Genomic DNA, 20,008 nt, shown 5'->3' with positions numbered 1-20,008 from the left:
CGGCGCCTGAACCGATCGCATGAAAAGGGGAGTTGTGGGTCATCTGCTGATGGTCGAGAGCTGGGTCGGGTCGATGAGCAGGCTGCTGCCACGGGCGATCCGGGAGGGTGGGCACGAGTTCACGTTCCTCACCCGCGACCTGCACCACTACCTCCGCTCGGCGCCCGAGGGGGCGGCGCATCCGCTGCTCGGCGCCCGCAACGTGATCACCGCGGACACCAACGACACCGACGCCCTGCTGCCGGAGGTCGAGCGGCTGCACTCGGTGCTGCGCTTCGACGGCGTGATCACCTCCTGCGACTACTACCTGCCGACGGTGGCGCGGATCGCCAGGCGTCTGTGCCTGCCGGGCTCGGCCCCGGAGGCGGTCGAGAACGCCTGCCGCAAGGACGCCACCCGCCGAGTTCTCGCCGACGCGGGGGTCCCCGGGCCGCGCTTCGCCGTGCACGAGGAGTGGGCTGATGTCACCCGGGCAGCGCGGGAGATCGGCTACCCACTGGTCGTCAAGCCGGTCGACCTGTGCGCGGGCATGTACGTCAGGCGCGTGGACGACGAGGAGCAACTCGCCGCCGCCGTAAGGGCGCTGGCCGACTTCCCGGTCAACGCCCGGGGGCAGCGGCGGGAGCCCACCGTCCTGCTGGAGGAACTGCTGGACGGCCCCGAGGTGAGCGTCGAGACGGTGTCGCACGCGGGCGCGGTCCACGTGGTGGGTGTGACCGACAAGAGCGTCGGCGGGGCACCCGCGTTCATCGAGACCGGGCACATGTTCCCCGCCGCCCTGCCCGGCGCCGACACCGAGGCGGCCGAGCAGACCGCCCTCGCCGCGCTCAAGGCGCTCGGCCTGACGGACGGCGTGGTGGCGCACACCGAGATCAAGCTGACCTCGGCCGGACCGCGCGTGGTCGAGGTCAACCCGCGCCCCGCCGGGAACCGCATCACCGAGCTGGTCCGCCACGTGACCGGAATCGACCTGGCCGCCGCCTTCGTGGAGGTGTCCCTCGGCCGCGCGCCCGATCTGCGGCCCAGTGACACCGGACTGCGCAGCGCGGCCGTCGGCTTCCTCGTACCGGAGACCTCGGGCACGCTCGCCTCGCTGGACGGCGGCGGACTCCAGGACGCGCCGAACGTGCTGGAGGTTCAACTCGCCGAGCCCGGAAGGCAGGTGAGGGCGGCGGGCAGCAACAACGAGTACCTCGGACACATCATGGCGGGTGACGCCGACGGGCTGGGCGCCCGCGAACGTGTCGAGGCGCTGCTCGGCGAGTTGCGGTCCGGGCTGGTCATCCGATGAGCGCCCCTACCGGCATATCCCGTACGACGACGGGTGAGACGTACGAGTCGTACGACGAGCTCGTGACGCGCGTCCGCGCCGGTGATCTGGGTCCGGATCCGGCCGCGCAGCGGATCGCCGTCGCCTTCACCACGCGACAGGCCGTACGGCATGACGGGCGCGGCACCGGCTACCGCAACGAGGTCCTCAGTCTCCGTCTGGGCGAAGCGGTCGGCTCGTGCGCGGTCGAGCCCGGGGCCCTGCCCGACAGCGCGGTGGAGGAGTGTGTGGGCGCCGACGTGGCCCGGCTGCTGGAGCATCCGTTGCTGCCTGTGCGGGTGGCCGCGCTGGACGCCTATCTGATGCACGTCGCTCCGCACACACCGGTCAACGGGGCACGGCCCGTCCCGCTGCCCGCGGGGACGTCGCTGGAGAAGTCCCGGGCCCGGGCGAAGGCCGTCGCCGAGCTGCTCGATCTGCCGACGGGCGCGACCGTGCTGGTGGTGGGGGTGGTCAACTCCCTTCTGGAGGCGCTGCGTTCGCGTGGGCTGAGCTATGTGCCGTGTGATCTCAAGGGCGGGCTGACCGAGTGGGGCGAGGCGGTCGTGACCGACGCGCCTGCCGAGGCCGGCCGCTGCGATGCCCTGCTGGTGTCCGGGATGACGTTGGGCAACGGGACCTTCGAGCCGCTGCGGCGGCATGCGCTGGCGCACGGCAAGCAGTTGGTGGCGTTCGCCCAGACCGGCAGCGCCGTACTGCCCCGCTTCCTCGGCCACGGGGTGAGCGCGGTGTGCGCCGAGCCGTACCCCTTCTTCTGGCTCGACGGCGGTCCCGGCACCGTGCACCGCTACGGCGGCCCGCGCCCGGAGGACGGACGATGACCACGACGGTCGTACACGCTGTCGCCCGCCCGGAGTTGCTCACCCTGCTCGGTCGCACGCCCCTGGTCCGTGTCACTGCCGACCTGCCCGGCCCACAGCCCGGTTTCTGGGCCAAGTTGGAGGGACTCGCGGCGGGCGGCATGAAGGCACGGGCCGCGGTGTCGATGCTCCTTGGCGCCCGTGAGCGCGGCGAACTGCGGCCCGGCGCGCCGGTGGTGGAGTCCACCTCCGGCACCCTCGGCATCGGGCTCGCCTTCGCGGGCCAGGCCCTCGGCCATCCCGTCGTACTGGTCGGCGACAGTGAACTGGAGCCGTCCATGCGGCAGTTGCTGCGCGCCCACGGAGTGCGGCTGGAGATCGTGGACCGCCCGGCGCCCCGGGGCGGCTGGCAGGCGGCGCGGCTGGGCCGGCTGCGGGAACTGCTCACCGTGCTGCCCGACGCGTACTGGCCGGACCAGTACAACAACCCTGACAACAGCGCCGGTTACGCCTCGCTGGCCGCCGAACTCATCGACCGGCTCGACCACTTGGACATGCTGGTGTGCAGCGTGGGCACCGGCGGCCACAGCGCGGGCATCATCGGTCCACTGCGGCGCCGTTGGCCCGCGCTGCGGCTGATCGGCGTCGACTCGACCGGCTCCACCATCTTCGGCCAGCCCGCCCGGCCGAGGCTGATGCGCGGCCTGGGCAGCAGCATCCACCCGCGCAACGTCGCCTACGACGCCTTCGACGAGGTCCACTGGGTCGGCCCGGCCGAGGCCGTGGACAGCTGCCGTCGGCTGGCCCGCGGCAGCTTCGTCAGCGGCGGCTGGAGCACGGGCGCCGCCGCCCGCGTCGCCGCCTGGGCCGCCCTCGTTCACCCCGGCGCGGTCGTGGCCACCGTGTTCCCCGACGGCCCGCACCGTTACCTCGGCACCGTCTACGACGACGACTTCGCCACGGCCCACGCCCTCGACCCCGCCACCGCGGCAATCCGGCCCGTGGAAATCCCGCACCCGTACGCGGCCGAGGCCACCGGCTGGGTGCGCTGTACCCGCGTCACCGACCCGTTGAAGGCCGCCCCCCACCCGGAAAGGACCCTGTGAAGGCCAGCCTGCGCACCGTACGCCTCGAACTCACCGAGCCTCTGCGCATCTCCCGCTCCGTCATGACCGCCCGCGACGCCGTCTGGCTGACCGTCGAACACGACGGTCTCGCTGGCCACGGCGAGGCCGTCACCAGCGTCTACTACCGGCTCGACACCGAAACCCTGCAACGGCTGCTGACCGCCGCCGGAGCGAGCCTGCGCCGCTTCCCCGACCCCGAGAGCGCTCTGGAGGCCCGGCGGGCGGGCGAGTCGGCGGGCCGGGGCACTCCCCCGGCGGTGGCCTCCGCCGTCGAGGCCGCGCTGCTCGACCTCGTCGGCAAGCGGGCGGGCAGCCCCGTGCACCGGCTGCTCGGTGGCGACGCACCTCCGGTCGCGGCGACCGCCCGCACCATCGGCATCACCTCCCTCGCCCACGCGGCAGCCCAGGCCCGCTGTCTCGCGGCGAGCGGTTTCGAGGTCATCAAGGTCAAGGCAGGTGCCCCCGATCCGGAGGACGACGTGGAGCGCGTACGCGTCATCCGCGACGCCGCGCCACGGGCCCGGATCCTCCTCGACCCCAACGGCGCCTGGACGGTGGCGCAGTCCGAGCGGCTGCTGTCCCGGTACGCCGACCTCGGCGTCGAGGCTGTCGAGCAGCCCCTCGCACCCGGCGACCCCGCGGCGCTGGGCGCCCTCGCCGAACGCTCACCGCTGCCGGTCATCGCCGACGAGGACGCCGTGAACCTGGAGGACGTGCGCCGCCTGGCCGGACGCGTCCAGGGCGTCAACGTCAAGCTCGCCAAGTGCGGTGGGGTGCACGCGGCCCTGCGCATCGCCGAGTTGATCGACGGCAGTGGCACGGAGCTGATGCTGGGCTGCCTGACCGCCAGCAGCCTCGGCCTCGCGCCCGCCGTGCACCTCGCCGACCAGGCCCGCTGGGCCGACCTCGACGGACACCTGCTGCTCGCCCACGACCCGTGGACCGGCATCGGCGGCGAGGACGGCGTCGTACACGCAAGTGGCCTGCCCGGCCTGGGAGTTCAGGAGGTGGGGGTCTGTGAGGACGTGGCGTGAGATGCGCCGTTTCCCACTCGCCATCCAGCTCCTGCTGGTCAACCAGCTCGGTGTCAACACCGGCTTCTACCTCCTCATCCCCTACCTCGCCACCCACCTCACCGAGAACCTGGGCATGTCGGCGGCCGTCGTCGGCATCGTCCTCGGCGTGCGCAACCTCAGCCAGCAGGGGCTGTTCATCATCGGCGGCTCCGCCTCCGACCGGCTCGGCGCGCGCGGCGTCATCATCGCCGGCTGCGCCCTGCGCACCGTCGGGTTCGCCCTGTTCGCGCTCGGCGACGACCTGGCCGTACTGCTCGCCGCGTCCGTGCTCAGCGGACTCGCCGGGGCGCTGTTCAACCCCGCCGTGCGCACCTACATCGCCCAGGAGGCCAGCGAGCGCAGGGCCGAGGCGTTCGCCCTGTTCAACGTGTTCGCTACCACCGGCGCCCTGGTCGGCCCGCTGCTGGGCAGCGCACTCCTGCTCGTGGACTTCCGCACGTCCGCGCTGACCGCCGCCGGGATCTTCGCCGTCCTCACCGTCGCGCAGGCCCTGGTGCTGCCCGCCCGGAGAGTCGAGCCGAGCAAGGGCACGGTGCTCGCGGACTGGCGCGAGGTCCTGGGCAACCGCACCTTCCTCGCCTTCGCGCTCGCCATGGTCGGGATGTTCACCCTGGAGAACCAGCTGTACCTGCTGCTGCCCGACGGAGCCCGGCAGGCCACCGGCTGGGACGGCGCCGCCGGACTCGTCTTCCTCGTCGGCACCGTCACCAACCTGGCGCTTCAACTGCGCATCACCCGTGCCCTCAAGGAGCGTGGGGACCGGGCCCGTTGGATCGCGACGGGCCTGGGTCTCATGGCGCTGGCGTTCCTGCCGCCCGCCGTGGTGACGGTCGGTTCCGGCGGCCCGGACGGCGCGGCCGACGCGGCACTGCGCGCCCTGCCCGTCCTGGTCGGCGCCCTGCTGCTCTACCTCGGGGTGATGGTCGCCCAACCGTTCGTGATGGAACTGGTCCCCGGCTTCGGCCGCTCCGAGCTGACCGGCACCTACTTCGGCATCTTCTACGTCGTCTCCGGCATCGCCGCCGCCGTCGGCAACGCCGTCGTCGGCTGGGCCATGGACACCGGAGAGCGGGGCGACGCCGGCTGGCTGCCGTGGGCGTGCTGCGCCCTGTTCGGGTTCGCCTCCGCGCTGGGCGTGGCCTGGCTGCACCGGCTCGGGTCGCTGCCGACGCCGACGCGGCCCGCCGTATCCGCGACGACGGTCTGAGAAGGGACACGGCATGACGTCTACGACGATTCCGCACAACCTGCTCACCGACAACCCCGAGTTGTACGAGGCCCGCTTCCCGGATCCCGACCGGCTGGCCGGGCGCTGGACGGAGGACTGTCTGCGGCGGTACGGCGCGGGACCGCGCGTGCTCGACACGGGCTGCGGCACCGGACGCGACGCCGCCCACCTCCACGGCGCCGGCCGCGGCGTGACCGGCGCCGACCTCTCCGAGGCGATGCTCGCCCACGCCCGCACCCACCACCCCGGACCCGAGTACGTCCGTGCCGACCTGCACGGCTTCGACCTGGGCCGGGGCGAGTTCGACGCCGTCGTGTGCCTGGACAGCGCCCTGCTGTACTGCCATACCAACGACGAGATCGACGCGTTCCTGAAGTCCTGCCGCCGCGCCCTGACTCCCGGCGGTCTGCTGGTGGCGGAGATGCGCAACGGCGCCTACTTCCTCGGCCGTACCGACCTGCTGGACGCGCCCGCCGTCAGTTCCTTCACCTGGCAGGACGTCACCTACCGGTCCACCACCACGCTCACCGTGGACCGTACGGCCCAACTCCTGTGCCGTAAGCGGGTGTGGACCGCCGACGACGGACTTGAGCCGGTCGAGCAGCGTTCCGCGTGGCGGCTGCTGTTTCCGCAGGAGCTGCGGCACCTGCTGACCGCGCACGGCTTCGAGGTCCTCGAACTCCACGACGGGCCCGGCCCGCGCACCGAACCGCCGTGGCAGGAGGGCCGGCTGCCCGGCGACACGACGGACGCGGACCGACTGCACGTCGTCGCACGCCTGAACACCACCCCCTGACACTCGCACCCGAAGGATCGACCATGTACGACGAACGCTTCCCCGGCCTGCGCCGCCGCGGCTTCCTCGCCGCCGCGGGCGCCGCCTCACTCGGCGCGCTCGCTCTCGCGGGATGCGGCGGCTCCGGCAGCGAGGACTCCGACGCCAAGGGCGACGGCACTCCGAAGCGAGGCGGGCGGCTGCGCGCCGTGTTCGCGGGCGGCGGCGCCAGCGAGACCCTCGACCCGCACCTGGCCAACCTCTTCGCCGACGCCGCCCGCGCCAAGGCGCTGTACGACAAACTCGCCGACTACGGCGCCGACCTCTCCGCCCGGCCCCGCCTCGCCGAGAAGTGGGAGGCGAACAAGACCCTGGACCGCTGGCAGGTGACCCTTCGCAAGGCGACCTTCCACGACGGCAAGCCGGTCACCGCCGCGGACGTTCTCTACAGCTACCGCCGTATCGCCGATCCCAAGCAGGCGTTCCGCGCCAAGGCGTCCCTGGAGCCCCTCGACCTCGACGCCAGCCGCGCCACCGGCGAACGGAGCATCGAATTCGTCCTCAAGCGGCCCACCGCCGAATTCCCCAACGCCCTGGCCGCGTTCGGCGCGTACATCGTCCCGGCGAACGCGGGGGAGACATCCGACTTCGACACGAAGCCGATCGGCTCCGGCCCCTTCCGATTCGTCTCCTTCGCCCCCGGCCGCTCGGCCGTCTTCCGCCGCTACGACGACTACTGGGAGGGCGCCCCGCACCTCGACGAGCTCGAATTCGTCGTCGCCAACGAGGAGTCCGCCCGCGTCAACGCACTCCTCGGCGGACAGGTCGAGTACGCCCACGAACTCGACCCCACCACCGCCCGCGCCCACGAGGGCAAGGGACAGATCGAGATCGTGCGGCTGCGGGGCAGCGCCATGCAGGGCTTCGCGATGAAGACCGACCGGGCCCCCTTCGACGACAGGCGAGTACGTGAGGCGTTCTTCCTCATCGCCGACCGCAAGGAACTCGTCGACGGCGCCCTGTCCGGCGCGGGTGTGATCGGCAACGACCTGTTCGGCAAGGGCTACGAGTACTACGCCGACGCCCTCCCCCAGCGCGAACAGGACCTCGACAAGGCCCGCGCCCTCCTCAAGCAGGCCGGCGCCGAGAACCTGAAGGTCACCCTCGACACCTCGGCCGTCGCCGCGGGCTTCACCGAGGCCGCCTCCATCTTCCGCGACCAGGCGAAGAAGGCGGGCGTCACCATCGACGTGAAGATGGGCAGCAAGGACACCTACTGGGCCGACATCCTCGACAACGGCACCCTGTGCTGCTATCGCTCCGGCGCCATGCCCATCGAGGCCCACATCTCCCAGCGCCTGCTCACCGACTCCACCACCAACGCCACCAAGTGGCAGCACAAGGACTTCGACGCCCTCTACCGGCAGGCCCAGTCCACCCGCGACACGACCGAACGGACCGCCGTCTACGACCGGATGCAGCGCCGCCTGTACACCGAAGGCGGATTCCTCATCTGGGGATTCGCCGACTGGATCCTCGGAACCGCCCGCAATGTGAAGGGAGTTGAGACCGAGGCCCCCGCCAACACGCTCGACTGGGCCCGTTTCGACAAGGTCTGGCTCGCGTGAGCGGACTGCGTTCCTTCGTCGTCCGGCGGCTGCTCCTCGGCATCGCGCAGACCGTGGCCGTCGTGCTGCTGGTCTTCACGCTCACCGAAGCGCTGCCGGGCGACGCCGCCGTCGCCCTGGCGGGCGACCAGCCAGACCCCGCCCGGATCGCCGCCATCCGCGAGACCATGCACCTCGACCGGCCCGCGTACGAGCGGCTGGCCGACTGGGCGACGGGCCTGCTCCACGGCGATCTCGGCACCTCCCTGACCTCCGGCCGCCCGGTCGGCCAGTTCCTCGCCGACGGCTTCGGCCCGACCCTTCTGCTGGCCACGCTCACCGTGGTTCTGCTCGTCCCGCTCGGCTTCGGCCTCGGCGTGGTCGCCGCCCGCCGTGAAGGGCGCCTCGCCGACCGGCTGATCAGCTCGGTCACGCTCGCCGTGTACGCGGTGCCCGAGTTCGCCCTCGGGGTTCTGCTGGTCACCGTGTTCGCCCTGCAACTGCGCTGGCTGCCGCCGACCGCAGTCGGTTACGGCACCGACCTGCTCGGCCACCCGGCCGCGCTCGTCCTGCCCGTGCTGGTCCTGCTGTCCCGGCCGGTCTGTTCCCTGTCCCGCCTGGTGCGGGCCGGCATGATCGACGCGCTCGCCTCGCCCTACGTGGCCCAGGCCCGCCGCTACGGCATCTCCGGCGCCCGCATCCGCTACACCCACGCCCTGCCCACCGCTCTCGCCCCCGCCGCCCAGCAACTCGCGCGCACCATCGACTGGTTGCTGTGCGGTGTCATCGTCGTGGAGGCGCTCTACGCGATCCCCGGCCTCGGCACCGTCCTGCTCAACGCCGTCGCCGAACGCGACGTGCCGGTGGTGCAGGGTCTCGCCGTGGTGTTCGGCGTGCTGACCGTCGTACTGAACCTGGGCGCGGACCTCGTCGCCTACCGTCTCGCGCCCAGGGCGGGGGTCGCCGCGTGAAGAAGCCGCGGACCGGCCGCTTCGCTCTCGGCGTCACGGTCGTCGCCGTACCCCTCGTGCTCGCGCTGCTGGGCCCGCTCTTCGCGGGCGAGCCGGGGCCACGGACGGCGTCCTTCACGCTCGGCGACGGCCACTGGCTCGGCACCGACTTCGTGGGCCGGGACGTGTGGCGGCAGGTGCTGCACGGCGGCCGGCCGGTCGCGCTGACCGCCCTCGCCGCCACCGCCCTGTCGTATCTCGTCGCGCTCCCCGTCGGCCTGCTCGCGGCGCTCACCCATCGCCGCTGGCTGGACGAACTGCTGTTGCGTCCCCTGGACGTCCTGCTCGCCGTTCCGTCGCTGCTGCTGATCCTGCTGGCCGCCACCGTGTTCTCCCCCGGCCCCGTCGGGCTGGCCCTGCTGGTGGCGCTGGCGAACGTGCCCGACGCGGCCCGGCTCGTACGCGCCGCCGCCGCGGAGGCCGCCGCCCGTCCCGCCGTCGAGGCGCTGCGTATGCAGGGCGAGACCTGGTGGCGCATGGCCGTCGGCTACGTCGGCCGTTCCATGCTGCGCACCCTGGCCGCCGACGCGGGAACCCGGCTGACCGGCGTGCTGTACCTGGTGGCCACGGCCGCGTTCCTCGGTGTCGGGGTCGCGCCGGACGCCGCCGACTGGGCGGTCATGGTAGACCGCAACCGCACCGGCCTCTTCGTCCAGCCATGGGCCGTGGTCGTCCCCGCCCTTCTGATCGTCGCCCTGACGATGGGCACCAATCTCCTCTTCGACGCCGCGCTGGGCCAGGGCGAGAGGCCGGGCATGCGCGCCCGCGGCACAGCCGGCGGCATCCGGCGCCGGACCGAGAAGGAAGCACACCCGTGAACCACGAGAACGCCACCGCCGACGAGCCCCTAGCCGAGATCCGGAACCTGCGGGTCGAGGTCGGCGGCAGGGCGATCGTCGACGGAGTGAGCCTCAAGGCCCTCCCCGGCAAGGTCACCGCCCTGATCGGCGCCTCCGGCAGCGGCAAGACCACCACCGGCCTCGCCCTGCTCGGCGAGTACCCGCCCGGCGCCTACGTCACCGGCGACGTACGCCTGGCGGCCGACGGCCTGGTCGGCTACATTCCCCAGCACCCGGCCGCCGCCCTCAACCCCGCCCGCCGCGTCTCCGCCCTCCTGACGGACATCGCCCGCGCGCAGGTACGCCACCTGCCCCGCGGCCGGCGCCGGTCAGCGGCCCGCGAACGCGTCCTGCACGCCCTCACCCAAGCCCAACTCCCTGACGCCGAAGCCATGTTGCGTCGCTACCCGCACCAGCTCTCCGGCGGCCAGCAGCAACGCGTCGTCCTCGCCCAAGCCCTGCTGCTGGGCGCCCGGGTCGTCGTCGCCGACGAGCCCACCACCGGTCAGGACGCCCTGACCAAGAGTCGTGTGGTCGACCAGTTGGCGGCCGTCGCGGCCCGTGGCATCGCCGTCGTCCTGCTCAGCCACGACCTGGACGTCGTACGGGCGCTCGCCGACGAGGTGATCGTCATGCGCGCGGGCCAGGTCGTGGAGTCAGGCCCGGCGCGGCGTCTGCTGCTCACGCCCCGGCACGAACGGACCCGCGAACTGCTCTGCGGGCAACCGGAGTTCACGCGACCGGAAGGCGCTACCGGCACCGGCCGTCCCGTCCTGCGGACCCGCGGCCTGACCGCCCGCCACCGCGACAGCACCCGCGGTACGACCGAGATACTGCGGCTGACCGAACTCGACCTGCGCGCGGGCGAAAGTCTGGCCGTCGTCGGCCGATCCGGAAGCGGCAAGACCACCCTCGCCCGCTGCCTGGCCGGACTCCACCGCGACCACGACGGAGAGATCCTCCTCGACGGCACACCACTGCCGCGCAGCCTCCGCGACCGCGACCGCGCACAGCTGGCGGCCGTCCAGTACGTCTTCCAGGACGCGCGCGCCGCCTTCGACGAACACCGCCCCGTGCTGCACCAGGTCGCCCGCACCGCGGTCCGGCTGCGCGGCACCGGCAACCACGCCGCCGAGACCGAGGCCCTGGCCATCCTGACCTGCCTCGGCCTCCCGGAGGAATCGGTGCGAAGGCACCCCGGAGAGCTGTCCGGCGGCGAACTCCAGCGCGCGGCCCTCGCCCGCGCGCTCCTCGCCCGGCCGCGCGTTCTCCTCTGCGACGAGATCACCTCCGGTCTGGACGCGGTCACCCGCCGCGGCATCCTCGACACCCTCGTGACCCTGCTCCGCGATCGCGACGACCTGTCCCTGGTCCTGATCACGCACAACCTGGACACCGCGGCCCTGGCCCACCGCATCGCCGTCCTGGACGCCGGCGAACTCGTCGAACAGGGCCCGTCCCGGCGCGTACTCACCGCGCCGGGCCACCCGTTCACCGCGGCGCTCCTGGAGACCACGACACGTCTGGGGGCGGGAGCGGGACGCTGACCGATTCAGGGAGGGCCTCGGACCGCTGGGAATGCGCTGCCCAGAGCGGGCAGGATCCCGCCTCGGGGTCCGCGCCGGCGAAGGCCGGCGGCCGCCATATGACCGCGAGCGCGTTGAGGACCAGGGCGGAGGTGCCCAGCGGCCAGGACATCTGCGGGGTGTCGCCGGCGACGGTCCGGCCGGTGAGGATGCCGAACCCGTCGACTGCCCGGCTCTTGTACAGGGGCGAGGAAGAGCGTTATGTCGAGGCCCTGATCGGTGAGCCCGGCTGGCTCGACGCACTCGGCGTGGACCGCCCAGTGGACGCGGCCGTGTCCACCACCGCCCTGCACTACCTGACCAAGAGCACCCTGCGCGGCGTGTACCAGGACATCGCCAAGTGCCTGCGCCCCGGGGGCGTGTTCGTCAACGGGGACCACATGAGCCCGGACTCGGCGACGATCCGCGGCCTCGCGCTCGATGTCGGGCGCCGTCACGCCGAGCGGCACCTGACGTCCGCCCACGAGGACTGGCAGTCCTGATGGTCCGGCATTTAGGCCGATCCCGGACTCGCACGGCAGGGCGAGCGCCGCCATCCCCCTGCGAGAACGACGGCCTGACCCTGGCGGACCATGTCGGCCTGCTGCGCGACGCCGGATTCAACGACGTGGGAACGGTCTGGCAGTTCGGCAACAGTCACGTCCTGGTGGCCGTGCGCTGAGCGCCGTCTCGGGCGCCCGGGACAGCAGGACTCTATTAGTAATGGGATCCATTTTCATGTAGCGTCCGTCTCCTGGCCCCTGCCCGCTCGTCCAGGAGGACTCCATGGCCGTTCCCAAGCGGAAGATGTCCCGCAGCAACACCCGTCACCGCCGCGCCCAGTGGAAGGCGGCCACGCCGACGCTCGTGCCGATCACCATCGACGGCGTCCCGTACCTGGTGCCCCAGCGGTTGGCGAAGGCGTACGAGCGCGGGCTGCTGCGCCCCGAGGGCTGACCTTCATGTCCTACGGCTCTCACGACCGACTGCCTGTAACCGTCCTGTCCGGATTCCTCGGGGCGGGCAAGACCACTCTCCTCAACCACGTCCTCGGCAACCGCGAGGGACTGCGCGTCGCCGTCATCGTCAACGACATGAGCGAGGTCAACATCGACGCCGCCCTCGTGCGCGGCGGCGAGGCGGCCCTGTCCCGCACCGAGGAACGCCTGGTCGAGATGACCAACGGCTGTATCTGCTGCACCCTGCGCGACGACCTGCTGGAGGAGATCGACAAGCTGGCCCGCGAGGACCGCTTCGACTACCTCCTCATCGAGTCGTCCGGCATCTCCGAACCCATGCCGGTGGCCGCGACCTTCGCCTTCGCCCGCGACGACGGCGCCACCCTCGAGGAGATCGCCCGCCTGGACACCATGGTCACCATCGTCGACGCCGCCAACTTCCTGCCCGAACTGACCGGCGGCGACGAACTCGCCGAACGCGGCCTGGACCAGTACGAGGACGACGAACGCACCGTCAGCGACCTGCTCATGGACCAGATCGAGTTCGCCGACGTCATCGTCCTCAACAAACTCGACCTCGTCGACGAGGAGTCGGCACACCGGCTGCGGGCCACCCTCACCCGCCTCAACCCGGCCGCGCGCGTCGTCCCGGCCGTCCATGGCCGTGTGAAAGTCGGCGACGTCCTGGGCACCGGGCTCTTCGACCTGGAACGCGCCCAACAGGCCCCCGGCTGGGTGCGGGAGCTCAACGGCGACCACGTCCCCGAGACCGAGGAGTACGGCATCTCCTCGACCGTCTTCCGCTCCGAACTGCCCTTCCATCCCGGCCGGTTGTGGACGTTCGTGACCGAGGAACTCGACAGCGGCGCACACGGACAGATCCTGCGCTCCAAGGGCTTCTTCACGCTGGCCAGCCGCCCGCGGGTGACGGGCCTGTGGCCCCAGGCCGGCTCCGTCGCCCGCTTCGAACCCTCTGCCGCGAGCAACCCCGACAGCCCCGAGGGCCAGGAACTGGTCTTCATCGGCACACACCTGCACCCGAACGCCCTGCACGCGGCACTGACCAACTGCCTCATGACCGACAGCGAGAACCTCCCGCCCGTCGACCCCTTCCCCGCCTGGGACACCTACGGCATCGACGACACCTGCGAGCACGAACACCCCGCACTCGTAGCGGGGACCTGAGGCCCCGGGCCGGGCGGCGAACGCAGCCACGGCGCCGCCCAGCCCGGCATGGACACCGATCCGTAGGGGCAATAAGGAGAAGCCGCAGCCCCTCATATCTTCTCTGGTCCCTGCCACCCGGTCCCAGATCAAACCGCCCTCCGGACACGTATTGAAACTCCCCTGACCCGATCAGGGCCCTGCAGGAAGCCGGGTTGTTGACCCGATGATCGGCGACCGTGGCCGCGAGCAGCGGCCAGGCTCCCACTGCTGATCCGCGTCCGGATGTGCCGGGTCCTGCTGCGTCGGCGGTCGCAGGGCTACACGGCCTGCGCCCTGCCGGGGAGCTGGCGCCGTAGAAACGCCATCCGGCTGTCCTCCACCCGCGCCGGACTCCCATTGCTCGGGAATCCTTCCCCGCCTCGGCACCGAAACCCGCGGAACTTCACAGGGAACTCCGCGCCCCGCTCGGCCGACTACTGAACCGATGGTCCCTGCCTGAACATCCGCACCTGCGGGTCCGTATCCCATCAAAAGCCCTCAAAGCACCAGGAGTTCCCCATGGCTCAGAAGCAGTACAACGTCACCGGCATGACCTGTGCCCACTGCGCGGCAAGCGTCAAAGAAGAAGTGTCGGCGGTGGCGGGCGTGAGCGATGTCGTGGTCGACGTCGCCGCGAACTCCGTCACCGTGCACGGCACCGACCTCGACGACGCGCGGCTGCGGGCGGCCATCGTCGAGGCCGGGTACGCCGTCGCAGACTCGGTCGCCGCCTGACCGAGCCGGTCCATCCGGTCGAGAGCGTCCCGAGGCCAGGTCCGGGCAGGACGGCACCACCCCCGCCGTCCTGCCCGCGCGAACGCCCGACACGGCGGTGAGTGACGTCCGGGGGCGGCCGACCGTGCCGATGCCGATTCTCCGGCCAGGGCACGGACGACGTCCCGATCGGTGACCTCCTCGCCCCCGACAGCCCGGCCGTACGGAGCGCGCCTCATGACGACGACTTCACGGTCGGTCACCTCGCGGAGACGGACGACAAGCCAGGCAACACCCGTCCAGTGATGGGTTGTTGATGTCAGCAGACGCCGATACGGGGATGGACTCACCACGGCCATTCGCCCCAGCCGGACGGTGCGCTCGCTCCCGGCCGCCACCAGACGCTCGCCTGCCACGCCCGACGCACGCGACATGTCATCACCGTCACGCATCCCCCATCGGGCGCCGACAAGCGCAGCACTCAGACCGCCGCTACGGCGGGTTCCTCCGCCTCCGCGAGCAGGTCGGTCAAGGTCGCCCGGGCGCGCGCGACGCGGGAGCGGACCGTGCCGATCGGGCAGTGGCTCGCCTCGGCGGCTTCCACGTACGGCAGGCCCAGCATCTGGGTCAGGACGAAGGCTTCGCGGCGCTCGTCCGGCAGCAACGCCAGGAGGTCGAGGAGAGCGACGCCGTCCTCGAAGCCGGGGAGGTCGATCGGCTGGGCCAGTTCGATCGCCAACTGCCAGTCCGGTACGTCGGACAGACGGGGTCTCGCGGCGGCGTAGCGGTAGCTGTCGATGACGGCCCGGCGGGCGATCGACAGCAGCCAGGTACGCGCCGAGGAGCGGCCCTCGAAGCGGTGCAGGCTGCCGAGCGCGCGCAGAAACGTGTCCTGCACCAGGTCGTCGGCTGCCTGCGGATCGCCGCAGAGATGAGCCACGTACCGCTGGACATCGCGTTGCAGGGCGCGGACGAAGTGGTCGACCGCGTCCGCGTCACCACCCCGGGCCGCGAGCGCCCACGCGGTGATCGCCTCGTCGAGAGCTGCCGGCTTCTTCTCGCCTGTGCCGCTCGAAACGGGCAGGGCAGGAGTGATCACCTGGAGTCCTTCTCAGTCATCCGCGATCCGGACCGAGGCGCGCGAGATCGCGGGCGGTCCGGTGAGTGGGGTGGGACGGCCCTACGGCGCTTGCGCGGACGTACGGCCGTGGCCCGGGGCACACCTCGCAGGCCGCCTCGGGATACCGGCTGTCCTCAGACGACAGCGGTCCGAGCCGGCGGTCCCCGGGAGGTGATCGCGTGGACGAGGAGGAGAAGGCGCGGCGCCCGGTCCGGGTAGAGGTGGCTCCTGCGGATGCGCGGGCGGTCCGTGGGCGCGGGCAGGACGAGCAGCAGTCGTAGCGGAGCCGCCAGTCGCCCGGCCAGAGCGCGCAGGATGCGGAATGCGGCCTTCTCGCCGTGGGCCAGCCAGAGCCCGCACAGCAGCGCGGCCAGCAGGTGGGCGACGAGCATGCCGGCCGACGACGTACCACCGGCCGACGAGTTGGCCATGTGCATGGAGCCCGTCCGCATCGAGGCCATGTTCATGGTGGTATCCGGGGAGACCGAATCACCAGCCGTCGGCTGGGCAAGCAGGAACGCCGAATGCAGCACCGCCTGGGCGGCGACCACGACCGTCACGATGAGCGGGAGCCCACGTTCACGATCCGCCAAACACCAGCCCGGAACGCCGGTGACGACCAGTCCGGTGGCCAGTGCCCACGCGGGCACGTAGTCCCCGGACATCATGACGTGGCCCAGGGAAGCGAGCACCACGCAGACGGCCGCGAACATCGCGGCCCGCATCGCGCGAGAACACCACCCTGGCCTCATGGCGCCTCATCCTGGCACCGGGGCACCTTCTGTCATGTGCGGGTAAGCAAACCCATAGCCCATCACACTCGATCCACAGCATGTGACCCAGGCCACACCAATAGGCCGGAACTCAAAGTGATTCCTGTCCGACTTCTGTTGGAGTGGCCCTCAATGCGGGCGGCGTCGGTGCAATACCCCTTTCTCCTCTGCCTTGTGGTGGACACCCCGCTCGGGACACGGGAACTTCCCTCGCCCGTGGCCGAGGACGTCATGGCGACCAACCGTCGTCCGCGCCAACGAGGTTGGCGACGTCGAAGCACAAGGTGGGGTTCGACCCATTAGCCAGGCGCCTGCCTTTCCAGTACCGAACTGGCCGTCGGCATGGCCGTGGCGGCAATGCTTGGGGCTCATGCAATACCCCTCTCCAGTCCCGTCGTACGGCACAGGTCGGGGTCCACGGGGTTGCCCCACCCGCAGGTCTCCACCGGCAGGGCAACCCGAATCACTCGGCCCGAGATCCGGCGGAGCGGCTGCGCACTACGGCGAACGCCCCCGCCGCCAGCCCCAGCACACCCACGATGAGCCCGGCGATGCCGAGCCCGCGGGCCGTGGAGTCGCTGTCGGACGCGGTCGACTTGGAAGTGTCGGCACTGCCGCCGGAACTCTTGGAAGCCGTCGCCGAGGCGGCCGAAGTACTGCTCCCCTCGGCGTCCGCGCCCTTGGCGGTGAGCTTGAGGACCGGCGCCGGGTTCTCCGGCTCCTCGCCGCCCGTGCTCTCCTCGATCCAGCGGACGACGTTGCCGTCGGAGTAGGTCTGCAGCGCCTTGAAGGCCAGCTGGTCGGTGTCGTCGGGCAGTTGGCCGAAGGCTACGTTGAAGTCCTCGTAGTGGCCGGCGCCGATCTTCCCGCCGGTCCAGGTGATCTCGGAGACGGCGTCGGTGATGGTGCCGTCGTCGGTCTTGATCGGGGTCTTCAGTTTGGTGCTCGTGACCTTCGCGGTCCAGCCGTCCTGCGGGGAGACGAGCACGCCGAGGACGGGGTGGTCGGTGGGCAGGTAGACCTGGACCTTGGTGGTGCTGGCCTTGTCCTCTTCGTTGGGGACGCGGAAGGTGATGACGCCGTCCGTGGCTCCCTTGGCGTAGCTCTCGGGGTGGACGGTGACGTGCGCGGAGGCGACCCCGGCGGCGGCCAGGACTCCGGCGGTGGCGAGGGCGGCGACGGTGCCTGCGCGGCGCAGGGCGGTGCGGTGTGCGGACATGGCTGAGTGGATCTCCGTACTCGTGAAGGGATGTCGGGCTCAGTTTGCGTACGACATCCCCGTCGGCGGTCCGCGTCGGTGAACGGCGTACCGCAGCCGCACCTGCCGGGTGACACCGGCGGGCCGCGCCGTCGGGCGCGGCGCGTTCGCCCCGCCCTGCGTCCCGCGCGCTACCTGCCACCAAGCGGCAAGCCCCGGCAGGAAGTTGACTGCCCACCGCAACAGTGACCACAGCGCGGCCTCACCGCGCCGCAGCCACCAGGTGAGCACGAGGGCCGCTCCGACGTGGGCGGCGGTGGCGTGCGGTGTCATCGCGTGCGCGTGGTTCATGGACATGCCGGGCATGGCCATCGCAGTACGAGGGCGTGCGGCGTCGAAGGCGAGGTGCAGGCCGCCCTGGGTTGCCAGCGTCGCGCCGCCGATGCCGGTCAACGAGCGTTCTCGGCCGCCCAGGAGAAAGCCGACCGCGAAGATCGGCAGGACTGCGGCGGCCTGTATCCACACGGGTGGTGCCGCGCCCATGGCCAGTGCGTGTCCTCCGGCGGCGAGCAGCACGCACAGCACGGCGAACACCGCCGCACGCAAGCTTCGTACCGCTGGGGACGCGCTCACGTTCGCCGGTGCGGCCGTGCGGTTCGAGGATCTCTCCCCTTGCCCGCGCATGCGCATCACCGTCCACGTACTACCTGGTCAGCCCTTCGTCTTCCTTACGAGTCGGATGCGGGTCCCGTTCAGTTCCCGGCTCGGCCGATGAATTCGATGCGGGCGGGAGCGCGGGTGGGCGGAGCCTCCGACCGCCCCGCGACCGAGGTGTCAGTCCGCGTTGGCGGTCTTCGTGTTCCAGCGGTGTTCGACGTTGGCCAGGCGCCAGTAGGCGATGGCGCAGGCCCATACGACGACGAAGAGGCCGACGATGATGTAGCCGACGTTGTCGAGGTCGATGCCGGAGATCCAGTCGGTAATGCCGTCCTGGAGGCCGAGGTTGTCGTGCAGGACGCTGACGAGTTCGATCGTGCCGATGATGAAGGCGACCGCGATGGACAGGCCGGTGATGGTGAGGTTGTAGTAGACCTTGCGGACCGGGTTGGAGAACGCCCAGTGGTAGGCGAAGTTCATGAAGCAGCCGTCGAGGGTGTCGAACAAGCTCATGCCCGCGGCGAACAGCAGGGGCAGGCACAGGATCGCGTACCAGGGCAGGCCGGCGGCGGCGCCGGAGCCGGCCATGACCATCAGGGTGACTTCGGTGGCGGTGTCGAAGCCCAGGCCGAACAGGACGCCGACGGGGTACATCTGGCCCGGCCGGGTGATGGACCTCGTCAGCCGGCCCAGGATGCGGTTCATGAAGCCGCGGTTGGCGAGGTGCTTCTCCAGCTCGTGCTCGTCGAACTGGCCGGCGCGCATGGCCTTGAAGACCCGGTAGATCCCGGTGAGGGCGACCAGGTTGAGTGCTGCGATCAGGTAGAGAAAGGTGCCGGAGACGGTGGTGCCGATCAGGCCGAGGGTCACACGGGAGTCGGAGTCCTCGTTGAGCAGGGTGCCGGTCACCTTTGCGCCGGCGGCGATGAGCGAGGCCATCGCGACCACGATCGTCGAGTGGCCCAGCGCGAACCAGAAGCCGACCGACACCGGACGCTTGCCGTCGGCCATGAGCTTGCGGGTGGTGTTGTCGATGGCCGCGATGTGGTCGGCGTCGAAGGCGTGCCGCATGCCGAGGGTGTAGGCGGTGATGCCGAGTCCCACGCCGAAGACCTGATGGCCGACGGTGTAGTGGTTCGGGGCGACCATGGCGATCAGAATCATGAAGGCCACAACGTGCAGGGCCGCGATGACGGCGAGCAGGGCGCCGGTGCGGAGCCAGTCCCGGCGTTCCCAGCGCAGTGGCTGCGCGGCCGGTGTCCCGGTGGCGATGGTCGGCGGGGCGGGGTTTTCGGGCAGGGTCATGTTCGGGGCAGCCTCTCCAGCACCTCGTGGACGGGGTCGTCGTACGGTGCCGTGGCCGGTCTCCTGGCTGACGGGTCGAACGTCTGCGCCGCCCGGCCTTCCCGGGCGCGACGTGCGCCCAGTGGCCGCCCGGTCCCTGGTGGGAGCGGGGATGGTGCGGAGACTTCCCGATCACAGTGGCGAGGGCCGCTCCGGACTCCCGTGCCCGAACCTGATCGGACACGGTGCACCGGTCTTCCCGAACACCACGGCCGGATCAGGCTAGGTGCGGCACCTGGTCATCCACAAGTCTGCGCAATTGCGCAGGTGTTGTGCATCACGCGGGGGCAGGGGTGAGGATGGGTGCATGCATCTGGTTCCGGAGAGTCGCGCGCATCGCCGTGCGATCGATGAGCACACCGTCTGCGAGGCCATCGAGGGCATCGGCGATGCCGCCCGCGTCAACGAGTGGGCCGCCCGTTTCTCCCTGCTGGGCGAGCCGAACAGGCTGTCCGTGCTGCTGGCCGTGCACCGGGCCGGGCCCATCGCCGTATCGGATCTGGCGCTGGCCACGGGAATCAGCGACACGTCCGTCTCCCAGATCCTGCGCCTGCTACGGGCCTCGGGCACCGTCACCGCCGACAAGGACGGGCGCGTCGTCCGTTACCGGCTGACCGATCCCGGCATGGCGGCGCTGCTGGACTCCTCGCTTCCGCCGGAGCCTGCGGCCTGAGTCGTCT

General features: G+C 71.3%; 20 protein-coding genes and 1 riboswitch. Of the genes, 15 read left to right on the top strand and 5 right to left on the bottom strand.

From position 1 onward, the window contains the following. Positions 1-34 precede the first annotated feature (34 nt). The 14 genes from OG714_RS44335 (at position 35) to OG714_RS44270 (ending at position 14,257) form a co-directional block, all read left to right on the top strand. Positions 35-1,291, top strand: coding sequence for an ATP-grasp domain-containing protein (locus OG714_RS44335; protein WP_328935055.1), 1,257 nt, complete (start codon positions 35-37; stop codon positions 1,289-1,291). Continuing rightward, on the top strand, positions 1,288-2,151 hold the full coding sequence (locus OG714_RS44330; RefSeq protein WP_328935054.1) for a Rossmann-like domain-containing protein: 864 nt from the start codon (positions 1,288-1,290) through the stop codon (positions 2,149-2,151). Before OG714_RS44335 ends, OG714_RS44330 begins: the two co-directional genes overlap by 4 nt. Further along, entirely contained in the window at positions 2,148-3,236 is a 1,089-nt protein-coding gene (locus tag OG714_RS44325; RefSeq protein ID WP_328935053.1) for a pyridoxal-phosphate dependent enzyme, read from the top strand. The genes OG714_RS44330 and OG714_RS44325 overlap by 4 nt, the downstream gene beginning before the upstream one ends. Then, positions 3,233-4,291 carry a dipeptide epimerase gene (locus OG714_RS44320; protein WP_328935052.1) on the top strand — a complete coding sequence of 353 codons (1,059 nt, stop codon included), beginning with the start codon at positions 3,233-3,235 and terminating at the stop codon, positions 4,289-4,291. Before OG714_RS44325 ends, OG714_RS44320 begins: the two co-directional genes overlap by 4 nt. Further along, positions 4,275-5,540 (top strand): MFS transporter, encoded by a 1,266-nt coding sequence (locus OG714_RS44315; RefSeq protein ID WP_328935051.1) that lies wholly within the window; start codon positions 4,275-4,277, stop codon positions 5,538-5,540. The genes OG714_RS44320 and OG714_RS44315 overlap by 17 nt, the downstream gene beginning before the upstream one ends. Before the next feature lie 13 nt (positions 5,541-5,553). Then, positions 5,554-6,357 carry a class I SAM-dependent methyltransferase gene (locus OG714_RS44310; protein ID WP_328935050.1) on the top strand — a complete coding sequence of 268 codons (804 nt, stop codon included), beginning with the start codon at positions 5,554-5,556 and terminating at the stop codon, positions 6,355-6,357. A gap of 23 nt (positions 6,358-6,380) precedes the next feature. Further along, complete coding sequence (locus tag OG714_RS44305) at positions 6,381-7,964, top strand: ABC transporter substrate-binding protein (RefSeq protein WP_406129662.1); 1,584 nt, start codon at positions 6,381-6,383, stop codon at positions 7,962-7,964. Continuing rightward, positions 7,961-8,914 (top strand): ABC transporter permease, encoded by a 954-nt coding sequence (locus tag OG714_RS44300; RefSeq protein ID WP_328935048.1) that lies wholly within the window; start codon positions 7,961-7,963, stop codon positions 8,912-8,914. Before OG714_RS44305 ends, OG714_RS44300 begins: the two co-directional genes overlap by 4 nt. Beyond that, positions 8,911-9,771, top strand: a complete 861-nt coding sequence (locus OG714_RS44295) for an ABC transporter permease subunit (RefSeq protein ID WP_328935047.1) — start codon at positions 8,911-8,913, stop codon at positions 9,769-9,771. The genes OG714_RS44300 and OG714_RS44295 overlap by 4 nt, the downstream gene beginning before the upstream one ends. Further along, positions 9,768-11,339: an ATP-binding cassette domain-containing protein gene (locus OG714_RS44290; protein WP_328935046.1), complete on the top strand. Its 1,572-nt coding sequence runs from the start codon at positions 9,768-9,770 to the stop codon at positions 11,337-11,339. The genes OG714_RS44295 and OG714_RS44290 overlap by 4 nt, the downstream gene beginning before the upstream one ends. A 98-nt stretch (positions 11,340-11,437) precedes the next feature. Further along, positions 11,438-11,860, top strand: coding sequence for a hypothetical protein (locus OG714_RS44285; protein ID WP_406129659.1), 423 nt, complete (start codon positions 11,438-11,440; stop codon positions 11,858-11,860). 283 nt (positions 11,861-12,143) lie between these two features. Then, complete coding sequence (rpmF, locus tag OG714_RS44280; RefSeq protein ID WP_019065309.1) at positions 12,144-12,314, top strand: 50S ribosomal protein L32; 171 nt, start codon at positions 12,144-12,146, stop codon at positions 12,312-12,314. Positions 12,315-12,319: 5 nt separating this feature from the next. Beyond that, positions 12,320-13,501, top strand: coding sequence for a GTP-binding protein (locus tag OG714_RS44275; protein WP_328935044.1), 1,182 nt, complete (start codon positions 12,320-12,322; stop codon positions 13,499-13,501). A gap of 540 nt (positions 13,502-14,041) precedes the next feature. Then, entirely contained in the window at positions 14,042-14,257 is a 216-nt protein-coding gene (locus tag OG714_RS44270) for a heavy-metal-associated domain-containing protein (protein WP_328935043.1), read from the top strand. 460 nt (positions 14,258-14,717) lie between these two features. On the opposite strand, the gene OG714_RS44265 is transcribed toward OG714_RS44270, so the two are convergent. The 5 genes from OG714_RS44265 to OG714_RS44245 all read right to left on the bottom strand — a co-directional run bounded on the left by OG714_RS44265 (position 14,718) and on the right by OG714_RS44245 (position 19,289). Further along, on the bottom strand, positions 14,718-15,335 hold the full coding sequence (locus tag OG714_RS44265) for a sigma-70 family RNA polymerase sigma factor (protein ID WP_328935042.1): 618 nt from the start codon (positions 15,333-15,335) through the stop codon (positions 14,718-14,720). Between the two features lie 155 nt (positions 15,336-15,490). Continuing rightward, on the bottom strand, positions 15,491-16,108 hold the full coding sequence (locus OG714_RS44260; protein ID WP_328935041.1) for a hypothetical protein: 618 nt from the start codon (positions 16,106-16,108) through the stop codon (positions 15,491-15,493). Between the two features lie 484 nt (positions 16,109-16,592). Then, entirely contained in the window at positions 16,593-17,348 is a 756-nt protein-coding gene (locus OG714_RS44255; RefSeq protein ID WP_406129657.1) for a YcnI family protein, read from the bottom strand. A gap of 39 nt (positions 17,349-17,387) precedes the next feature. Then, positions 17,388-17,921, bottom strand: coding sequence for a hypothetical protein (locus tag OG714_RS44250; RefSeq protein ID WP_406132154.1), 534 nt, complete (start codon positions 17,919-17,921; stop codon positions 17,388-17,390). A 240-nt stretch (positions 17,922-18,161) separates the two neighbouring features. Next, the gene (locus OG714_RS44245) at positions 18,162-19,289 is read right to left on the bottom strand and encodes a HoxN/HupN/NixA family nickel/cobalt transporter (RefSeq protein WP_328935040.1); all 1,128 of its coding nucleotides are present in this window, start codon (positions 19,287-19,289) and stop codon (positions 18,162-18,164) included. 35 nt (positions 19,290-19,324) lie between these two features. Further along, positions 19,325-19,554, bottom strand: a riboswitch (cobalamin riboswitch). 81 nt (positions 19,555-19,635) lie between these two features. Here OG714_RS44245 and OG714_RS44240 point away from each other — a divergent pair. After that, positions 19,636-20,001 carry a helix-turn-helix transcriptional regulator gene (locus OG714_RS44240; RefSeq protein WP_019075006.1) on the top strand — a complete coding sequence of 122 codons (366 nt, stop codon included), beginning with the start codon at positions 19,636-19,638 and terminating at the stop codon, positions 19,999-20,001. Positions 20,002-20,008: the final 7 nt, after the last annotated feature.

The organism is Streptomyces sp. NBC_00989, assembly GCF_045162655.1.
GTDB lineage: Bacteria > Actinomycetota > Actinomycetes > Streptomycetales > Streptomycetaceae > Streptomyces.
This window is presented reverse-complemented; position numbering and strand designations above follow the sequence as displayed.

Bases quoted from the DNA above. Each gene is read 5' to 3' on its own strand.
- OG714_RS44260 (WP_328935041.1), bottom strand. From the start codon at position 16,108: ATGAGGCCAGGGTGGTGTTCTCGCGCGATGCGGGCCGCGATGTTCGCG.
- OG714_RS44330 (WP_328935054.1), top strand. From the start codon at position 1,288: ATGAGCGCCCCTACCGGCATATCCCGTACGACGACGGGTGAGACGTAC.
- OG714_RS44310 (WP_328935050.1), top strand. From the start codon at position 5,554: ATGACGTCTACGACGATTCCGCACAACCTGCTCACCGACAACCCCGAG.
- OG714_RS44285 (WP_406129659.1), top strand. From the start codon at position 11,438: ATGACCGCGAGCGCGTTGAGGACCAGGGCGGAGGTGCCCAGCGGCCAG.
- OG714_RS44245 (WP_328935040.1), bottom strand. From the start codon at position 19,289: ATGACCCTGCCCGAAAACCCCGCCCCGCCGACCATCGCCACCGGGACA.
- rpmF (WP_019065309.1), top strand. From the start codon at position 12,144: ATGGCCGTTCCCAAGCGGAAGATGTCCCGCAGCAACACCCGTCACCGC.
- OG714_RS44275 (WP_328935044.1), top strand. From the start codon at position 12,320: ATGTCCTACGGCTCTCACGACCGACTGCCTGTAACCGTCCTGTCCGGA.
- OG714_RS44255 (WP_406129657.1), bottom strand. From the start codon at position 17,348: ATGTCCGCACACCGCACCGCCCTGCGCCGCGCAGGCACCGTCGCCGCC.
- OG714_RS44325 (WP_328935053.1), top strand. From the start codon at position 2,148: ATGACCACGACGGTCGTACACGCTGTCGCCCGCCCGGAGTTGCTCACC.
- OG714_RS44240 (WP_019075006.1), top strand. From the start codon at position 19,636: ATGCATCTGGTTCCGGAGAGTCGCGCGCATCGCCGTGCGATCGATGAG.
- OG714_RS44270 (WP_328935043.1), top strand. From the start codon at position 14,042: ATGGCTCAGAAGCAGTACAACGTCACCGGCATGACCTGTGCCCACTGC.
- OG714_RS44305 (WP_406129662.1), top strand. From the start codon at position 6,381: ATGTACGACGAACGCTTCCCCGGCCTGCGCCGCCGCGGCTTCCTCGCC.